The organism is Sphingomonas sp., assembly GCF_965200135.1.
Lineage (GTDB): Bacteria > Pseudomonadota > Alphaproteobacteria > Sphingomonadales > Sphingomonadaceae > Sphingomonas.
This window is the reverse complement of sequence record NZ_CBDATK010000006.1, coordinates 382,092-400,100: the sequence shown is the minus strand read 5'-3', so window position 1 is coordinate 400,100 and position 18,009 is coordinate 382,092. Positions and strand designations below refer to the sequence as shown.

Genomic DNA, 18,009 nt, shown 5'->3' with positions numbered 1-18,009 from the left:
TCCCTAGCGGGCGAGCGCGGTCGCGAGCTGGTCCTTGGTCATCGTCGAGCGGCCGGGAAGGTCGCGCCGCTTCGCCTCGGCGTAGAGATCGGCCTTGGTCTTGGAATGCCCGCGATGGGGAGCGGTCTTGTCGGCGACGTCCTTGGGCTGAGCGGAGAACTGCTTGCCCTTCTTCGTGTCGGCCCGTTTTTTTGCGGTTGTCCGCTTGTACTCGTCGTCCGACAGCGCGGCGCGAGCCGCCTTGGGAAGGTAGCGCTCGTGCGTGTCGCCCGATTTGGCACCTGACTTGGTGCTCCATTCCTCATGCGTCCACTCGCTGAGGCTGTTGTGCGGGTCCTTCTTTCCCTCGTAGCCGCCGCCGCGCTTTTTGTATTCCGACACCGCGAGCTGCGCCTTGCGCGCCGACCACTCGCCTTTCTCGCCGCCCTTGTCGCCGGCGGTAATCTTTTCCTTCACCTTGTCCCAAAGCGTGGGATCGGTCCTGGTCGCGGTGGTGCTCATCTGGCAGGAACCGGCAAGGCGGATCGGCGTTCCATGACGTGAGCAGGAGATCGACGCGATGAACATGGGCAAGGGCTGCCTGATGTGGCTGTTAGGCGTGCCGATCCCGGTCATACTGCTGATCTGGCTGTTCTGGCACTGATCGCGACGAAACAGGCTTCGAGGTCAACGGTTGTTGCAGTGCAGCAATCCTGCTGGCAGGGAGACGACCATGGCCTCCGCTCCCGACCCCTCTACCCCCGTCTTCCTGGAGGCGATCGTCAAGCTGCAGGCGGTCGCCGCGACATATAACCGTACGGAGGTGACGCTGGCGCCGCACATCCTCTACACGCGGCATGGCGACCTGCACGTCGACGCCGTAACGCTTGAGCGTGACGGGCGACCGCCGAAGGAAGTCAAGTTGGGCACGTTCAAGCTGTCGGGGCTGAGCGGCGTCCGTATAACACCGCGGCGGTTCGCGCCCAGCGCGCTGTTCGATGCGAAGGCCGAGCGGTATCAGGGCGAATCGCTGATCGCGGTCGACGTCGCCTAGACCGGGCAGTCGCCGACGCGCTTCGCCGCGATCGTGCCGGAAAAGCCCATCGTCCCGTTCTCCGATGCGTTGCTGGTAGTGAAGCGAACCGTATAGCGGTCGCGTGTCCAGCGGCCGTCGAGCGTGTAGCTGCCACGGGCCAGGCCCGGTGCCTGCGGACGGCAGGTGCCGGTGATCCTGACACCGCTGCGCGTCCGGACGCGACCGGTCTGTTCGCAGCCGTCGGGTGTCTGGGCAACGACCAGGGCGACGGGATCGTGAAGCATCGCCGACGTCAGGCAGCGCGGCTCGTCGGGTGAAGACGGCGTGTACGGGAGGTCGGCGAGTGGGCGACCGTCCAGCGTCGCGGTGCCGGGAGTGCTGACGACCTGCCACAGGCCGGGCACCGGAGCCGACGAGGGCGCGGCGGCGGCGAGTAGGACGAGTGCGGCAATGGGACGGAGCATGGCACGACGATACGCCCGGCGCGGCTGGCTGGACAGGATAATCGATGGTCGTCCCGGTATGCGACTTGACCTTGGTCGCTATATCACGGGCGGAACGATCCGGGACGGCACCGCCGCCCCGGATCGATTGATTCAGCGGCAGCGGACCTGGCTGTTGTTCTGGTCCACCGCGCGACCCGCAAGACCGCCGATCGCCGCGCCCAGCAGCGTGCCGACGGTGCGCGAACGGCCACCGTCGATGACGTTGCCGAGAATGCCGCCGCCGGCCGCGCCGACGATCAGGCCGGTCGTGCCGTCAGAGCGGCGGCAATAGTAACGGCCGTCGGTGCCGGCATAGACCCGGTCGTCGTTGGAGAGCGTCCGCTCCGAATATTGCTGACCGGCGCGATAGTCGCGCGACGGATCGTAATAGGCGTTGTCGTCATAGGCGGTCGGGCGCTGGTTGTAGCCCTGCGGCTGCTGATAACCCTGCGGCGCATAGCCGACCCGGCCGCGTGCCTGCGAATAGCGATCCGCCTCCTGACGGAAGATCTGATATTCGCGATCGAAGCGCTCCTGCGCCGCGCGAAAACGGGCATCGTCGGCGCGGCTCTGCGCCATGACCGGAACGGCGGTTGCGAGCGTCGCGACGGCAGCCGCTGCGGTGATGATCTTGGTGAGCATGGAAACGGGTTCCTCTGGATTACAGGCCCGGCTGACTGGCCGGACACAGAGGAATACGGTTTCGCAGCCGTATCGTTCCTGAACGGGAAGGCTTCCGCGAACGACCGCTCGCTACCCTGTCGCGCGGACGGGACGGCAAGAACGGGCCGGCTTCTCGCCTTGCCCGACGCCGGGGCGCTCGCCGCGATTCGCTAACAAAGACGCCCCGCTCCAGTGTGGAAGTAGGTAAAACCCGAAGCGTGGCTACAATAAAAACATCGCTGACCTTATAAAAGACTCACATAATGCGCGGCTTACGTTCAAAATATTCAGTTAAACAACTAATATGAACAACATCGAGTTTGGACTCGCAAAGATGCTACTTATTTGCTAGCTACAGGTAACAATAAAAAAGTCGCCACTAGCTTGTGTTCCTTTTTCAGGAGTGAGCAATGACGACTGTGCATGGAGTTCCGCCACGCGGCTTGGGAGCGACTCGCTCGCCGCTGTTCGAGGGTCGGTTCGGGCGCATGTTCCGAAATCTGCCGGCAGCGCAGTTCGGCACGTCCGACAAGGCCAATCGCGACAATTTGCGCGCACTCGGGAACGCCATGTCCGCCGACGCCGAGGATCCCTTCGACGGCGTCGACCCCGAAGAGAGCGGGATACCGGCGCTGTTCACCTATTTCGGTCAGTTCGTCGACCATGACATAACATTCGATCCGGTCAGCACGTTGACCAAGGCGCTTGACCCAGACGGGCTGGTCGATTTCCGCACACCCACGTTCAATCTGGACAATGTGTATGGTCGCGGTCCCGGCGACCAGCCCTACATGTTTCATGGCGACGGTCGGTTCCAACTCGGAGACGCGATGACCGGCGCGCCGGGTACGCACGCGCACGACCTGCCGCGCTTCGCCCACCGCGCGATAATTGGCGACCCGCTGACCTGCTCCCCGTTTTCAGGCCGCTGATAACTTAGCTTCAGTGTCCATATGCCCCTGGCGGGGGCAGTTGGTGAACTCGGCGGGTGCCAACCCGCCAAGGCTGCTGTGCGGACGCACGGTGTTGTAGTCCGTCCGCCATGCCTCGATGATCCGTCTTGCCGCGGCCAGCGATGGGAACAGGTGCTCGTTCAGGCACTCGTCGCGCAAGCGACCATTAAAGCTTTCGACGAAGCCGTTCTGCTGCGGCTTGCCCGGCGCGATGTAATGCCAGTCGACCCCGGTATCCTGGCACCAGGCAAGAACGGCGTGACTGGTCAGCTCGGTGCCATTGTCGCTGACCACCATGCACGGCAGCCCGCGACGTTCGGCGATAGCGCTCAGCTCACGAACGACCCGCCGACCGGACAGCGACGTATCGACGATGCAGGCCAGGCATTCCCGGCTGTAATCGTCGATGACGTTGAGCAAGCGGAACCGCCGGCCGCAGGCCAATGCATCCGATACGAAGTCGAGCGACCAGCGCTGGTTGGGCTCCTGCGGGATTGCCATCGGCGCCCGCGTGCCCAGCGCGCGCTTGCGCCCGCCACGCTTGCGTATCGTCAGCCGCTCCTCGCGATACAGCCGATACACCTTCTTCAGGTTCATGCCCTTGCCCTCACGCTGCAGCAGGATCGCCAGCCGCCGGTAGCCGAACCGACGACGCTCGTTCGCGATCTCACGCATCCGCTCGCGGACAGCATCGTCCTTCCCGCGAAGCGGCTCATATTGCCATGCCGACCGATTGACCCCGATCAGCCTGCAGGCGCGACGCTCGGAGAAGCCGTGATCGGCCATCAGCTTCTCCACCGCAGCATAGCGCTCTGCAGACCGGGTCAGTTTTTTCCCAGCAGATCCTTAAGCGCCGACACGTCCAGCATCGACTCCGCCAGCAGCTTCTTCAGGCGTCGGTTCTCATCCTCGAGCGCCCGCAACCGCGCCGCGTCGGACACCGTCAGCCCGCCGTACTTCGACTTCCAATTGTAGAACGTCGCATCGCTGATCCCGTGCTTGCGGCACAGGTCCGCCGTCTTCACGCCAGCCTCGTGCTCGCGCAGCACGCCAATGATCTGATCCTCGGTAAATCGGCTTCGCCGCATCGCTCGTCTCCATCTGACGAGCTAACTTACCAATGGCATGATTTCCGGGGAGCAGGTCATGGTGAACGACTATCTGTCGCGGATCGTCTCAGGTCCGGTCCTGGACGCGATGAAAACGAATGGACGCTACGACCGCCACAAGCTTCAATACTTCCATTGGCGCCACGATCCGTTCATGCCGGTCGAGTTCTCGGTCGCCGCCTACCGCTTGGGACACTCCATGGTGCGACCGGGCTATCGCCTGAACGATGCGCATCTCCTCCCCATCTTCGCGCGCAAGGCGACGCCGAACGAGGAGTCGCTGGCGGGCTTTCGCACACCGCCGGCGGGGCGAGCCATCGACTGGGGGCGGTTCATCGACGCCGACGATTTCCCCCGCGCCAATGACGGGGACGTCGCCGCAAAGGAACACCGGCTACAGTTCGCCTATCGCATCGACACGTCGCTGGTCGGGTTTCTGCACGATCTGCCGCGCTCCGTCGCAGGAGACAAACCGGCGTCCTTGGGTGAACGTAACCTGCTACGCGGTTGGCTGCTCGGGTTGCCATCGGGCCAAGCGGTGGCGCGCGCGATGGCCGAGACGCCGTTGGACGACGCCGAGATCATTCTCGGCAAGGCCGTGGATGCGCCCGCCGTCGGCGACGTGGTCGGACCGATCGTGGCCGCCGTGACGGCCGCAGGGGGTGACGGAACCGCGTTCGAGGGCAACTGCCCGTTGTGGACCTATATCCTCGCCGAGGCGGTCAAACATCGGACGCCTATGACCGTGCCGACGGTGGAGGGCGTGCCGATCTCCACGCCGCAGCTGGGCCCCGTCGGTGGGCGCATCGTGGCCGAGGTGTTTTTGGGTCTGCTGTTCGGCGACGGTTCGTCGTACCTGTCGATGGACCCACTCTGGAAACCGGTGACGGGCACCGATTTCGGCCTGCGGGAACTCGTCCGCTATGCGCTGGGGCGAGGTCCGGCGTTGGGCTAAGCGACTGAGCGGTCCGGAGAAGTGGCCGATCTCGAAAAATGCTATCGAGACTGCTCTCGAAGTGCGGCGCTGAGCCTCACACCGCCGTCACGAAACTGTCCATCACCCGTTTCCGCCCGGCCTGATCGAAGTCGATCTCCAGCTTGTTGCCCTCGATCTCGGCGATCGTGCCCTGACCGAATTTCTGGTGGAACACGCGCTGACCGACCGCGACGTCGTCGCGACCCTTGTTGCCGAGGCTGATCGACGGCCCCCTCGATTCGACGATCCGCGCGGGCGCGGTCGAAAAGGTGCGTTCGGTCCAGCCGCCGCCGGGCTGCTTCGCGTCGAGCGTGCCCGCCGCGCGTTGCCAACCGGGGCCACGGCCGGAGCCACGCGCGACGTTGCTGAAGGGGTCGGCATGCTCGCTCCAGTTGGCGCGCCACAGCGACTCGCCGCCGCTCATCGTCGTCTCGGTATCGATATGTTCGGGCGGCAGCTCGGCGACGAAGCGGCTCGGCAGGCTAGACGTCCACTGGCCATAGATGCGGCGATTGGCGGCGTGGAGGATGATCGCGCGGCGCCGCGCGCGGGTGATCGCGACATAGGCGAGGCGGCGTTCCTCCTCCAGCGATCGCGTGCCGCCCTCGTCGAGCGCGCGCTGCGAGGGGAACAGCCCCTCCTCCCAGCCGGCGAGGAAGACGGTGTCGAACTCCAGCCCCTTGGCGGCGTGAATGGTCATGATCGTGACCTCGGGCACACGCTGGTCGCCGTCGCGCTCCATCACCAGCGAGACGTGCTCGAGGAAGGCCCCGAGCGTTTTGTATTCCTCCATCGCGCGGACCAGCTCGGACAGGTTCTCCAGCCGCCCGGCTGCGTCGGCGGACTTCTCCGCCTGCCACATCGCGGTGTAGCCGCTTTCGTCGAGCAGCTGGCGGGCGAGCTCGGGATGCGGCAGCTCGCGCGCCATGTCGCGCCAGCGCGCGATGTCGCCGACCAGCCGGCCGAGCCCGCGGCGCGCCTGCGGGGTCAGCTCGTCGGTGTCGAGGATGCGCGCGGCGGCGACGGTCAGCGGCTCGCCCGACGTGCGCGCGAGCTGATGGATGCGGGCCAGCGCCTTGTCGCCCAGCCCGCGCTTGGGGACGTTGACGATCCGTTCGAAGGCGAGGTCGTCGGCGGGCTGGTTGACGATGCGGAGATAGGCGAGCGCGTCGCGGATCTCGGCGCGTTCGTAGAAGCGAAAGCCGCCGACGATCTTGTACGGCATGCCGATCGCGATGAAGCGGTCCTCGAACTCGCGGGTCTGGTGACCGGCGCGGACCAGGATGGCGGTGTCGTCGAGGCTAACTCCGTTGCGGCCGCACGCCTCGATCTCCTCGCCGACGCGGCGCGCCTCCTCCGGTCCGTCCCAGACGCCGAGCACGCGCACCTTCTCGCCCGCGTCCAGCTCGGTCCACAGCTGCTTGCCGAGCCGCCCGGTGTTGTTGGCGATGACGCCGCCCGCCGCGCCCAGGATGTGCGGGGTGGAACGATAGTTCTGCTCGAGGCGAATCACCGTCGCGCCGGGGAAGTCGTGCTCGAACTTGAGGATGTTCTCCACTTGCGCGCCGCGCCACGAGTAGATCGACTGGTCGTCGTCGCCGACGCAGGCGATGTTCTTGCGTTCCTGTGCGAGCAGGCGGAGCCAGAGATACTGGACGCTGTTGGTGTCCTGATATTCGTCGACCATGATGTATTTGAAGCGCTGCTGATACAGGTCCAGCACGTCGCGATGCCGGCGGAGGATCGTCAGCATGTGGAGCAGCAGGTCGCCGAAGTCGCAGGCGTTCACCGCCTTCAACCGGTCCTGATAACGCTGGTACAGCTCGCCGCCGCGCCCGTTGGCGTACCGCTCGCTCTCGCCGGCATCGATGTCGGCGGGCACCAGCCCCTTGTTCTTCCACTCGTCGATCAGCCCGGCGAGCGCGCGGGCGGGGAAGCGCTTTTCGTCCAGATCGGCGGCGAGGATCAGCTGTTTCAGCAGGCGCAGCTGATCGTCGGTGTCGAGGATGGTGAAGTTCGATTGCAGCCCGACCAGCTCGGCATGGCGGCGCAGCATCTTCGCGCCGATCGCGTGAAAGGTGCCGAGCCAGGGCATGCCCTCCACCGCGTCGCCGACGAGGCGGCCGACCCGCTCGCGCATCTCTCGCGCGGCCTTGTTGGTGAAGGTGACCGACAGGATCTCCGACGGCCATGCCTTGCGGGTGAAGAGCAGGTGCGCGAGGCGGGCGGTGAGTGCGGCGGTCTTGCCGGTGCCCGCGCCCGCCAGCATCAACACCGGTCCTTCCGTCGTGAGCACGGCCTCGCGCTGCGGCGCGTTGAGGCCGCGCAGATAGGGTGGGTCCGCTAGATCGGTTCCGGGCGCTTGGACAGGCTGGTTCACGGGTGAACAGCTAGGGAACGCGGTCCGTCGGGGCAAGCGGTTCGGGGTGCGCGCGGCTACCGCCCATGAGGCGGCGCGGCAGTTCCGCGAGACGGGCGGGGCGGGCTGTTCCATCTCAGCGCGGCGGTGTTTCCTGGCCAGATCGACCTTCAAGCGGCGAGCGTCGATGACCCGGACGCCGTGCCGCCGGCCGCGCCTGTCCAGACCGTCGACGCCCCGCCTTGGCACCCATCGTCGGCGGACCTGCCGCGGTTCGCGCGCTTTCCGGGACGCCGGCCTAACGGTCGGACTTTCCCGACCGTCATTACACTGTCATGGCGCGTTCAGCCGGAAAGGGGCAGGACACGTCGATGGTGACGGACGACAGCGGGACCGCGATCCCCGGCGAGTGGATGATCGCGGGTGCTGCGGTCGGGGTGATGACGGTGGCCATGTCGCTGTATCGGGCGGGGTTGGCGATCGATCCGGCGGCGCCGAGCGCCTGGCCTTTCTATATATGCTTCGCGCTGGCGATCGGGCTGTGCGTCAGTTGGCGCGACGGAACGACGCGCGGGCAGCGGCTGGCGCGCGATTTGGCGGAGTATCTCTCGCTGGGAACGCTGATCGCGGTCGCGGGCGCAGTCGCGAGCTACCCGGCGGCAGCGGAGACGCGGGGCTTCGTCGATCCGCTGCTCGCGCGCGCCGATGCCGCCCTGGGGTTCGACTGGCTGGCCTGGTATCGGCTGGTGGCGGCGCACCCGGTGCTGCAGGTCGGCGGGCGGATCGCCTATGACAGCATCTTCTGGATGCCGGCCGCGATCCTGATCGCGTTCGCCTGGACGGGGCAGCGAAAGCGCGCGCGGGCGCTGATCGCGGCACTGACGCTGGCGGCGACGATGACGCTGTTCACCTTTCGATTGGCGCCGGCGGTGGGACCGCTGGCCTATCTGTGGCATGGGCCGATGCCGTACATGCCGGAAAGCGCGCTGTGGCAGCCGGCGCTGATCCCGCCGTTGCGCGATCACGCGATCCGCGTGCTCGACCTGGGCGCGCTACGCGGGCTGGTGTCGTTCCCGAGCTTTCACAGCGCGGCGGCGGTGATCTTCATGGCGGCGGCCTGGCCGATGCGGCGGCTGCGCTGGCCGGTGATCGCGGTCAATGCCGCGATGCTGCTGGCGACGCCGGTGGAGGGAACGCACTATCTGGTCGATATCCTCGGCGGCGCGGCCGTGGCGGCGATCGCGCTGGGGGCGGTGCGTGCGCTGCATAGCTGGATGGACGCAAAGGCGTCGGTGCGGGGTCCGATCGCCGCGATGGCGCCGGTCCGTTGAGCGGATCGCGTTCAGTTGCCTGGCCCTCCGGCTCTCTTCACGTCGGGCGGAGCAGGGTCAGCTTCGCCTTGCCGTGGGTGCGGTCGGCGTCGATCGTGAAGCCCTTGACCTCGACCGTTTCGGTGCGCGCGGTCTCGATGCTGATCCAGGTGGCGGGGCCGGTCCAGCCGAGCCGCGCCAGCCGCTCCAGCGCGACGACGCCCGCGCCGGTGGTGTAGGGCGGGTCCATCAGGATCAGGTCGAGCGGGGCGGGGGCGGGGCCGAGCGCCAGGACGCTGGCGGCACGCACCTCGCCGCGCAGCGACAGCGCGGCGAGGTTGGCGCGGAGCGCGTCGAGTGCGCGAGCGTCCTGTTCGACGAACAGGCACGACCCCGCGCCGCGCGACAGCGCCTCGATTCCAAGCGCGCCCGACCCGGCGAAGAGGTCGGCGACGGCGAGACCCTCAAAGCTGCCGAGGCGGCTGGTCAGCATCGAGAACAGCGCCTCGCGGGTGCGGTCGGCGGTGGGCCGGGTAGCATCGCCGGCGGGCGTGGTCAGCGGGCGGCCGCGATGCGTGCCGGCGATGACGCGGAGGGTAGAGCGCGGTTTCACCCGGCGGGGTTAGCGCAGCAGCCTCGGTTCGTCATTCCCGTGCTGGTGGGAGCCGGTTTGCGGTCGGGCGAGTCCTAGGGTCGGGTGATGGGTCCCCGCTTTCGCGGGGATGACGGGTACGCGCCGATCAGCTCACCCGCACCGGCGTCAGGTGCTGGAAATCATAGGAGAAGTCCGCAAGCGGCGACAGCGCGCGGAGCTTGAGGCGGGTCGGCTTGCCGTCCTCGATCACGAACGCGACCACCGCGTCCTCGCCGGCGCCGGGCGCGAAGCGGGTGCGCCAGCTGTCGGGGCCGAACGGCTCCAGCACGCTCTTGAACACCGGCGTGCGGGTGAAGTCGATCGCCAGTTTGTCGCCGGTCGCGCGCACGACTACGTCGCCGTACCACGGATCGCGATAACGCCCGGCATAGGCCGTCAGCGGCAGCGACGGGCCGCCGGGCGGGACGGTGAAGTCGCCGGTGCCCGCCGCCGCGCGAAGCTCCGCCTCGTTCTTCGCGCGGATACGCCGCGTCGCCGCCAGCCAGTCGAACGTGGGCACACCCAGCGCGACATCGAGCAGCGCGCTGCGAAGCTGGGCGCTCAGCCGATCCTCGATGTTGGTGAACACCGCGACGCCGATGCCCTGTTCGGGCAGCATCGCGGTCTGCGTGATCTGGCCCGACAGCCCGCCCGAATGGGAGATGAGGCGGTGGCCGCGATAGTCGCCGACGAACCAGCCGAGCGCATAGGCCTGCAACACGGAGCGGCCGGGGTCGTCGGGACTCGGGCCGGTGCCGGTGTTGGTGATGACCTGCGGCGTCCACATTTCGGCGGCGTTCGCGTCGCTCCACAGGCGGCGGCCGTCGGGCGTGACGCCATGCGCCATTTGCGTGCGAAGCCACACCGCGATCTCGGTCGCGCTGGAAAGAATGCCGCCGGCGGGGCTGCCCGCCGTGCCTTCGTCCGGCTCGACGACCTGCACCGCGCCGATCCCGCGCGCCGGCGGGCCGAGCCGTGCGTGACGGGCCGCGACGTTGGTGCCCTTCAGCGACGCGGGGTTCGCCATCACCTTCGCCATGTCCATCCGCATGCCGAGCGGGCGCAGCAGCCGCCGGGTCATGAACTCCTCGAACGACAGGCCGCTGATCCGCTCGACCAGCACGCCCGCGACGACATAGAGGATGTTGTCATAGGCATAGCCGGTGCGGAAGCCGCGCTCGAACGGCAGGTATTTCAGGCCGTGGACGATGTCGGCGCGGCTGTGGTCGCTGACCGGGAACTGCATCAGGTCGCCCGCGCCCAACGGCAGCCCGCTGCGGTGGCAGAGCAGGTCGCGCACCGTCATCAGCCGGGTGACGTCGGCATCGCTGGTCGCGAAGTCGGGCATGTAGCGGACGACCGGCACGTCCCAGCCGAGCTTGCCCTCCTCGATCAGCATGGCGATGCCGGCGGCGAGGAACGCCTTGGAATTCGACGCGATCGCGAACTGCGTGTCGGCGTCGACCCGGCCCGGACGGCCCAGCTCGCGGACGCCGTACCCGCGCGCCAGCACCGGTTGGCCGGGGCGGACGATGGTGACGGCGATGCCCGGCACCTGGAACGCCTGCATGAAACCGGTGACGATGCGGTCGACCTCGTCGCCCGCCATTGTCTGCGCCCATGCCGGCGTCGCGAGCGTCGCCAGCCCCACGCCCGCCCCGATCCCGGCGCCGATCAGTGCGTCGCGGCGTGACAGTGCGTTCATCGTTCTTGCTCCTCCCGGTGTCGTGACGGGAAGGTGCCGCAAACGATCAGGGGTGTCGATGGCTCAGCGCTTCTTGGGAGGGCGCGCGCCGGGTTTCGGTTTGGGCTTGGCCCAGCCGGTCTTGCGCTCGATCCGCGCGGGTCGAGCCGGGGTGTCGCCGTCTGCGCGCGCCGCGTCACCGGTGGCTCGGCCGGTGGGCGTGGGAGCTTGCTTGCGCGGCGTGGTCGCGCGTTGCGTCCTGACGGCTTCCTCACCCCGTCGAGAGGCGGTGCCAAAGTGCGGGGCGGTTGCCGAAGAGCGGGTCGCCTGCCTCACCGGCCGCGCGCTCGGGGCGGGCGTCGGGGTCGGGCGCGCGAACGGCGCCGATCGCGGGTGCGCCGCGACGGGTCCCCGGCCTGCGCCGGAATGGGGCTCGGGCTGGGGCGCCGGGTTGGTCCGGGGTCTGGCGTATCGCTGTGGTGCGGTTTGAGGCTGCGGCTTGGCGTCAGGCTGTGGCCTGGCGTGGGGCTGGACGGCGGTGCGCGGCCTGACTTCCTGCTGGATTCTCGGCACGGCCCGGACGGGGCGCGCGGCCGCCGGTCGTGGCGCCGCCTGGACCCGCTCCGGGCCGGTAGGGCGCTTGTTCGCGAGCGCCTGGCGGAACGCGCCGATATCGGCACCGCGCACTTCACCGATCTCGCCCGGTGGCAGGTCGCCGAGAACGAAGGGACCGTAGCGGGTGCGAATCAGGCGGCTGACGTCCAGCCCGATATGGTCGAGCACGCGGCGAACCTCGCGGTTCTTGCCCTCGGTCAGCGTCATCTCGATCCAGAAATTGGCGCCGGTGCGCCGCTCCAGATTGGCGTCGATCGAGCCGTAGCGGATGCCGTCGATCTCGATGCCGTGAATCAGCTCCTCCAGCTGCGCCTGGCTGACCCGCCCATAGGCGCGCGCGCGATAAGTGCGCTCGACCCCGGTCGCGGGCAGCTCCAGCTGGCGCTTGAAGCCGCCGTCGGTGGTGAGCAGCAGCAGCCCCTCGGTGTTGAGGTCCAGTCGCCCGACCGGCACCAGGCGCGGCAGGTCCTTGGGCAGCCGATCGTAGATCGTCGGGCGGCCACGCGGGTCGCGCTCGGTGACCAGCAGCCCGGTCGGCTTGTGGTAAAGGAACAGGCGTGCCGGCTCGGGCGCGGCGACCGGGTTGCCGTCCACCGTGACGCCGTCCAGCGACGTCAGCGTCGTCGCGGGCGTGTCGAGCACGACGCCGTTTTTCGCGACGCGGCCCTCCTCGATCATCCGCTCGATTTCGCGACGCGAGGCTATGCCGGCGCGGGCGAGCAGCTTGGCGATCCGTTCGCCTTCTCTGGGTTCTTCGACGGGACGTGCCATGGCTGCGCTCGCTATAGCGGAAAGCGACGGCGCGGGCGGAAATTGTTGCGACCCGGCGGCGACTCGCGCGTTGGGCGCAAGAACAAAGGGGGGCGGTCGTGTTCGGGCGCAGAAAACGGCTCATCACCAGGCTGCTGCTCGTCGAGGACGAGCCGCTGGTCGCGTTCGACAACGAACACACGCTGACCGATGCGGGATTCGAGATCGTCGCGACCGTCGATCGCGTGGCGCCCGCGATCGAGGTGCTCCAGTCGGGTCAGGTGATCGACCTCATCGTCGCGGATATCCAACTGGCGGACGGATCCGGGCTAGACGTCGCGCGGGCGGCGCAGGCGCGCGCCGTGCCGGTGCTGTTCGTGACCGGACAGGTTCCTGCGGACGCGCGGGCGCTGGCGGCGGCGTGGCTGGCGAAACCCTACAGCCCGCGCGATCTGGTGGCGGCGATCCAGGCGATCGACGCGCGACTGAGCGGGGAGAAGGCGCGCAGACTGCCCGCGGGTCTGACGCTGTTCGATGCGCCGGGAGGCGCGGTGGTCCCGTAACGCCGCGTCGTGGCGCGGGACCGTCGCGTCCCCGTAGCGACGGTCGTGGCTGTCCTCGCCCGCTTTTGCCGCTAGGGTCCTTGCGATCGGATCGAGGAGCGAGGGCGTATGGCGGCAGCGCCGGTAACGGGGGCGGGATCGGGGGCGGCGACGCGGCCCAAGGGGTTCCGCCTGCTCGGCGTCGCGCTGCGGTCGCGCAAGGCGGGCGCGATGCTGGCGTTCGGCTTCTCCTCCGGCCTGCCCTTCGCGCTGCTGATCGGGACGCTGACCGCGTGGCTGGGCGAAGCGAAGGTCAACCTGGCGACCATCGGCCTGCTGAGCTGGATCGGCCTCGCCAGCGCGTTCAAGTTCCTGTGGTCGCCCGCGGTCGATCGGCTGCGGCCGCCGGTGATCGGCCGGCTGGGGCGGCGCAAGGGCTGGATCGTGCCGTGTCAGGCGGTCGTGATCGTGGCGCTGTTCGGGCTGATCGCGACCGATCCGGCGCGAGAGATCGGGCAGTTCGCGCTGTTCGCCTTTCTGGGCGCGCTGGCATCGGCGACGCAGGACATCGCGATCGACGCCTGGCGGATCGATGTCGCGGACGAGGCGACGCCGGTGGAGCTGCTGTCGGCGGTCTATCAGCTGGGCTTCCGGACCGCCTCGATCGTCGGCGGGGCGTTCGCGCTGCACCTGGCGGCGACGATGAGCTGGTCCGCCGTGTATACGGTGATGGCGGCGTTGATGGGCGTGGCGATGCTGCTCGCGCTATTTGCGCCCGACACGCCGGCCCCGCCGAGCGGCGCGGGGATCGAGGCGGGCGAGCTTGACCGGCGGACGCGCGGGATCGCGCTGGCGGTCGTCGGCCTGTGCTGGACCTGGGCGATCGTGACGCTGCTGCGGTTCATGGCGTCGGTGCTGGCCGAACCCGTCGCGGGCGCGAAGCCGCCGTCCACCGCCGAGTTCCTGAAATGGTACGGCCCGCTGATCGTCGCGGCGACGGTGCTGGTGCCGCTGGGCGTCGCGGCGGTGCTCAATCGGCTGAAGGCGCGGCGAGCCGTTCCCGATGCGGAGCGCCCGCGGCTCGGACTGCGCGCGGTGCCCGACCATCTCTATCGCGCGTTACTGGCGCCGCTGACCGAGCTGGTCGGGCGGCTCGGCTGGGGGGTGCTGATCGTGATGGCGCTGATCCTCAGCTATCAGCTGTGCTTCAACATCTGGGCGTCGTTCGCCTATCCCTTCTACCTCGACTACATGCACTACACGAAGGACGAGGTGGCGTTCGCGTCCAAGGTGTTCGGCATCTTCATGTCGATGGCGGGCGTCGCGCTGGGCGGCCTGTTGTTCCTGCGGCTCGGGCGATTTCCGACGGTGCTGATCGGCGCGATCCTGCCGATCGTCGGCAACTTCGTCTACGCTGACCTGGCCGACGGCGCGCGGCATATCGACGCGGTGCTGGGCGCGCTGGCGCTCGACCGGCTGGCGGCGGCGGCGGGCAGCGACCTGCGCATGGCGCGGCTGTTGCTGACGATCGCCTACGAGAACATCTCGACCGGCGTCGCGGGGGCTGCGTTCGTGGCCTATGTGTCCAGCATCGTGTCGAAGAAATTTCCGGCGGTGCAATATGCGCTGCTGTCGTCGCTGACCTTCCTGATCGGGTCGCTCGGGCGCGGCATCGCGGGCGAGATGTTCGATCGCTACGGCTACGCCCCGGTGTTCCGCTGGACCGCGGCGGCGGGGCTGTTCGCGATCCTGTTCGTCGCGCTGGAATGGTGGCGGGCGGCGCGGATCGCGCGGGGGGCGGAGCCGGGCGATACGGGCGAACGCGCTTAGTCCGGGAACTCGTCGTTGAGCCGCAGGGCTTCGCCGGCGAGGTAAAGGGACCCCGCGATCAGGACCACCGGCGTGTCGACCAGGCGCAGGGCGGCGGGAACGTCGGACGCGGTCCGCGCCGGCACGCCGGCGGCGGTGGCGAGCGCGGCCAGCGTTTCGGGCGCATGATGCGCGTGGCCGGGGGTCGGCACGGCGATTACGCGCGCGATGTGAGGGGCGAGCGCGGCGACCATCGCGGCCGCGTCCTTGTTCGCGAGCATACCGAGCACCAGCGTCACGGATCGGCCCTTCGCCTGCGCGACGAGGGCGATGGCGAGCGCGGCGGAGGCGTCGGCGTTGTGGCCGCCGTCGAGCCACAGCGCGGCGTCGGCGGGCAGGCGGTCGGTGAGCGGCCCCGCCCCGAGGCGCTGCATCCTTCCGGGCCAGCGCGTCGTGCGCGATGCCGTCGCGAGAGCGTCGTCGGGAACCGCCAGCGCGCTGTGGCGGAGCATGACCGTCGCCAGTGCGAGATTGGCGGCCTGATGCGGGCCGGGGAGGGTGGGCACGGGCAGCTCGATACTGCCGCTCACGTCGTCGATCAGGAGGCGGTCGCCCGTTACCCCGAACCGCCATGCGTCGCCTTCGACCAGCAGGTCGGCCTTCCCGGCGACGGTGGCGATCCGCGCGGCGATCGCGGGCGGGTAGCGCATCGTGACCAGCGGCACGCCCGGCTTGGCGATGCCCGCCTTTTCCGCCGCGATCTCCATCAGCGTATCGCCCAAAAAAGCCTGATGATCGATCCCGAGCGCGGCGATGCCGCAGGCGGCGGCGGCGGGCAGGACGTTGGTGGCGTCGAGCCGACCGCCCAGCCCGACCTCGATCACGCACGCATCCGCCGGCGTCCGCGCAAAGGCGAGGAATGCGGCGGCGGTGGTGACCTCGAAGAAGCTGGCGTTGAGGTCTTCCGCGACGTCCAGCACCTCCGACAGCAGCGGGGCGAGCGACGCGTCCTCGATCAGCCGCCCGGCGACGCGGATGCGCTCGTTGAAACGGACGAGGTGCGGGCTGGTATAGACGTGGACCCGATGCCCGGCCGCTTCCAGCGCGGCGCGCAGGAACGCGCAGGTCGAACCCTTGCCGTTGGTGCCCGCGACATGGAGCACCGGCGGCAGCACGCGATGCGGATCGCCGAGCCGGGCGAGCAGCCGCGTGATACGGTCGAGCCCGAGCGTGTCGGTGCCCGGACCGTGCGCGAACAGGCGGTCGAGCTGCGCCTGCACGGCGGCGTCGGTGGAGGTGGCATGGTCGGGCATGGGTCGCTTTCATGCCTCTTCCGCAAAGGGAGAGGGTCGGGCGGAAGGCTGACGCGAAAGGTGATCGTCGACGGCGGCCCTCCGCCTATGCACTGGCGCGCACTGTCCTGCTCTCCTGTTGGGAGGGAACGTCAGGCGGCCTGTTTCTCACCCGCGGTCAGATATCCGATCACCGTCGCCAGCCGCGCCTTCAGCTGATGGCGATGCACCACCATGTCGATCAGCCCGTGCTCCAGATAATATTCGCTCGTCTGGAAATCGTCGGGCAGCTTCTCGCGGATCGTGCTCTCGATCACGCGGCGGCCGGTGAAGGCGAGCGTCGCGCGCGGCTCGGCGATCTGGATGTCGCCCAGCATCGCATAGGCGGCCATGACGCCGCCGCTGGTCGGATCGGTGAGCACGACGATATAGGGCAGGCCCGCGTCGCGGAGCATGACGATCGCCACGGTGCTGCGCGGCATCTGCATCAGCGACAGGATGCCCTCCTGCATCCGCGCGCCGCCCGACGCGGTGAAGATGACGTAGGGGCAATGCTCGCGGATCGCGTTCTCGACGCCGCGCACGAACGCCTCGCCGACCGCCAGCCCCATCGATCCGCCCATGAAGGCGAAGTCCTGCACGCCGATCACCGCCGGATGGCCGTCGATGCGGCCGTGCGCGTTGACCAGCGCATCGACCTCGGCGGTGTCGGCACGCGCGGTTTTCAGGCGGTCGCTGTAGCGCTTGGTATCGCGGAACTTCAGCGGGTCTTCGGTGACCTTGGGCGCGGCGATGACCTGCCAGCTGCCCTCGTCGAACAGCTCGGCGAAGCGCTCGGTCGGTCCGATGCGGTCGTGGTGATCGCATTTCGGGCAGACATACTGGTTCTCCTCCCACTCCTTGGAGAAGACCATCTGCTCGCAACCCTTGCACTTGTGCCAGAGATTGTCGGACGTGGTCTTGGGTTTCGACCCGAACGACAGCGCGTTGCGGACGGAGTTTAGCCAGCTCATGCGGCCACCTTCTTTCGTGCGGAAGCAATGGCTTGCGCCAGATTGCTGACATAGGACCGGACATGCGCCGGCGCCTCGGCGCCATGCTGCGCGACCAGCTCGACGATCGCGGAGCCGACCACCACGCCGTCGGCGACCCGCGCCACCGCCGCCGCCTGATCGGGCGTGCGGATGCCGAAGCCGACCGCGACGGGCAGGTCGGTCGCGGCCTTCAGCCGGGCGACGGCCTGTTCGATCGAGCCCCGTGCTGCCTGTTGCAGCCCGGTGATCCCGGCGACGGAGACGTAGTAGAGGAAGCCCGACGCGCCGGCGAGCACCTGCGGCAGGCGCGCGGTGTCGGTGGTGGGGGTGGCGAGGCGGATCGGGTCGATGCCGTGCGCGCGCAACGCCGGGCCCAGCGCCTCGTCCTCCTCGGGCGGCAGGTCGACGCAGATCACCCCGTCGACGCCCGCCTCGGCGGCGGCGTTCGCGAACCAGTCGGGGCCACGCCGCAGCATCGGGTTGGCATAGCCCATCAGCACCAGCGGCGTGTCGGGATGCCGCCGCCGGAAATCGCGCGCGATCGCCAGGATCGCGGCGGTGGTGGTGCCCGCGGCGAGGCTGCGGATGTTCGCCGCCTGGATCGCGGGACCGTCCGCCATCGGGTCGGTGAACGGCATGCCCAGCTCGATCACGTCCGCCCCGCCCGCGACCAGCGCGTCGAGGATCGCGGGGGTGGGGCCATCGCCGGCGGTGACGAAGGTGATGAGGGCGGGGCGGGCGTGCGCGAAAGCGGTGGCGAGGCGGGTCACCGACGGACC

Annotated in this window: 17 protein-coding genes; 6 read left to right on the top strand and 11 right to left on the bottom strand. The window is 68.7% G+C overall.

Annotation, left to right across the window (positions count from 1 at the left end; genetic code table 11):
* Window positions 1-3: 3 nt before the first annotated feature.
* Entirely contained in the window at window positions 4-501 is a 498-nt protein-coding gene (locus tag ACOFKS_RS06660) for a DUF5872 domain-containing protein (RefSeq protein WP_419808456.1), read from the bottom strand.
* A 211-nt stretch (window positions 502-712) separates the two neighbouring features.
* On the opposite strand from ACOFKS_RS06660, the gene ACOFKS_RS06655 reads away from it, so the two are divergent.
* Window positions 713-1,033 (top strand): hypothetical protein, encoded by a 321-nt coding sequence (locus tag ACOFKS_RS06655; RefSeq protein ID WP_419808455.1) that lies wholly within the window; start codon window positions 713-715, stop codon window positions 1,031-1,033.
* Here the strand turns inward: ACOFKS_RS06655 and ACOFKS_RS06650 are convergent.
* Window positions 1,030-1,479 (bottom strand): DUF3617 domain-containing protein, encoded by a 450-nt coding sequence (locus ACOFKS_RS06650; RefSeq protein ID WP_419808454.1) that lies wholly within the window; start codon window positions 1,477-1,479, stop codon window positions 1,030-1,032. The genes ACOFKS_RS06655 and ACOFKS_RS06650 overlap by 4 nt on opposite strands.
* Before the next feature lie 132 nt (window positions 1,480-1,611).
* Entirely contained in the window at window positions 1,612-2,142 is a 531-nt protein-coding gene (locus ACOFKS_RS06645; RefSeq protein ID WP_419808453.1) for a glycine zipper 2TM domain-containing protein, read from the bottom strand.
* A gap of 509 nt (window positions 2,143-2,651) precedes the next feature.
* Here ACOFKS_RS06645 and ACOFKS_RS06640 point away from each other — a divergent pair.
* Entirely contained in the window at window positions 2,652-3,095 is a 444-nt protein-coding gene (locus tag ACOFKS_RS06640; protein WP_419808452.1) for a hypothetical protein, read from the top strand.
* On the opposite strand, the gene ACOFKS_RS06635 is transcribed toward ACOFKS_RS06640, so the two are convergent.
* A protein-coding gene (locus tag ACOFKS_RS06635) for an IS3 family transposase (protein WP_419807427.1) occupies window positions 3,084-4,204 on the bottom strand; the annotation gives its coding sequence in 2 pieces (ribosomal slippage) (window positions 3,084-3,955 and window positions 3,955-4,204; 1,122 coding nt in all). The two genes, ACOFKS_RS06640 and ACOFKS_RS06635, sit on opposite strands and share 12 nt — an antisense overlap.
* A 58-nt stretch (window positions 4,205-4,262) precedes the next feature.
* On the opposite strand from ACOFKS_RS06635, the gene ACOFKS_RS06630 reads away from it, so the two are divergent.
* Window positions 4,263-5,180, top strand: a complete 918-nt coding sequence (locus ACOFKS_RS06630) for a hypothetical protein (RefSeq protein ID WP_419808451.1) — start codon at window positions 4,263-4,265, stop codon at window positions 5,178-5,180.
* Window positions 5,181-5,256: 76 nt separating this feature from the next.
* On the opposite strand, the gene ACOFKS_RS06625 is transcribed toward ACOFKS_RS06630, so the two are convergent.
* Window positions 5,257-7,530: an ATP-dependent helicase gene (locus tag ACOFKS_RS06625; protein ID WP_419808719.1), complete on the bottom strand. Its 2,274-nt coding sequence runs from the start codon at window positions 7,528-7,530 to the stop codon at window positions 5,257-5,259.
* Between the two features lie 365 nt (window positions 7,531-7,895).
* On the opposite strand from ACOFKS_RS06625, the gene ACOFKS_RS06620 reads away from it, so the two are divergent.
* Window positions 7,896-8,891 carry a phosphatase PAP2 family protein gene (locus ACOFKS_RS06620; protein WP_419808450.1) on the top strand — a complete coding sequence of 332 codons (996 nt, stop codon included), beginning with the start codon at window positions 7,896-7,898 and terminating at the stop codon, window positions 8,889-8,891.
* A 37-nt stretch (window positions 8,892-8,928) separates the two neighbouring features.
* Here the strand turns inward: ACOFKS_RS06620 and rsmD are convergent, their stop codons facing one another.
* From rsmD to ACOFKS_RS06605, 3 genes are all read right to left on the bottom strand, one after another.
* Window positions 8,929-9,483 (bottom strand): 16S rRNA (guanine(966)-N(2))-methyltransferase RsmD, encoded by a 555-nt coding sequence (gene rsmD / locus ACOFKS_RS06615; protein ID WP_419808449.1) that lies wholly within the window; start codon window positions 9,481-9,483, stop codon window positions 8,929-8,931.
* A 127-nt stretch (window positions 9,484-9,610) separates the two neighbouring features.
* Window positions 9,611-11,209: a serine hydrolase gene (locus ACOFKS_RS06610; protein WP_419808448.1), complete on the bottom strand. Its 1,599-nt coding sequence runs from the start codon at window positions 11,207-11,209 to the stop codon at window positions 9,611-9,613.
* Between the two features lie 63 nt (window positions 11,210-11,272).
* Window positions 11,273-12,574 (bottom strand): pseudouridine synthase, encoded by a 1,302-nt coding sequence (locus ACOFKS_RS06605; protein WP_419808447.1) that lies wholly within the window; start codon window positions 12,572-12,574, stop codon window positions 11,273-11,275.
* 98 nt (window positions 12,575-12,672) lie between these two features.
* On the opposite strand from ACOFKS_RS06605, the gene ACOFKS_RS06600 reads away from it, so the two are divergent.
* Together ACOFKS_RS06600 and ACOFKS_RS06595 are read left to right on the top strand one after the other, a co-directional pair.
* The gene (locus ACOFKS_RS06600; RefSeq protein ID WP_419808446.1) at window positions 12,673-13,116 is read left to right on the top strand and encodes a response regulator; all 444 of its coding nucleotides are present in this window, start codon (window positions 12,673-12,675) and stop codon (window positions 13,114-13,116) included.
* 108 nt (window positions 13,117-13,224) lie between these two features.
* Window positions 13,225-14,925: an AmpG family muropeptide MFS transporter gene (locus tag ACOFKS_RS06595; RefSeq protein WP_419808445.1), complete on the top strand. Its 1,701-nt coding sequence runs from the start codon at window positions 13,225-13,227 to the stop codon at window positions 14,923-14,925.
* Here the strand turns inward: ACOFKS_RS06595 and ACOFKS_RS06590 are convergent.
* From ACOFKS_RS06590 to trpA, 3 genes are all read right to left on the bottom strand, one after another.
* Window positions 14,922-16,217: a bifunctional folylpolyglutamate synthase/dihydrofolate synthase gene (locus tag ACOFKS_RS06590; RefSeq protein ID WP_419808444.1), complete on the bottom strand. Its 1,296-nt coding sequence runs from the start codon at window positions 16,215-16,217 to the stop codon at window positions 14,922-14,924. The two genes, ACOFKS_RS06595 and ACOFKS_RS06590, sit on opposite strands and share 4 nt — an antisense overlap.
* Before the next feature lie 131 nt (window positions 16,218-16,348).
* Window positions 16,349-17,209 (bottom strand): acetyl-CoA carboxylase, carboxyltransferase subunit beta, encoded by an 861-nt coding sequence (gene accD / locus ACOFKS_RS06585; RefSeq protein WP_419808443.1) that lies wholly within the window; start codon window positions 17,207-17,209, stop codon window positions 16,349-16,351.
* Window positions 17,206-18,000 (bottom strand): tryptophan synthase subunit alpha, encoded by a 795-nt coding sequence (gene trpA / locus ACOFKS_RS06580; protein WP_419808442.1) that lies wholly within the window; start codon window positions 17,998-18,000, stop codon window positions 17,206-17,208. The genes accD and trpA overlap by 4 nt, the downstream gene beginning before the upstream one ends.
* Window positions 18,001-18,009 lie beyond the last annotated feature (9 nt).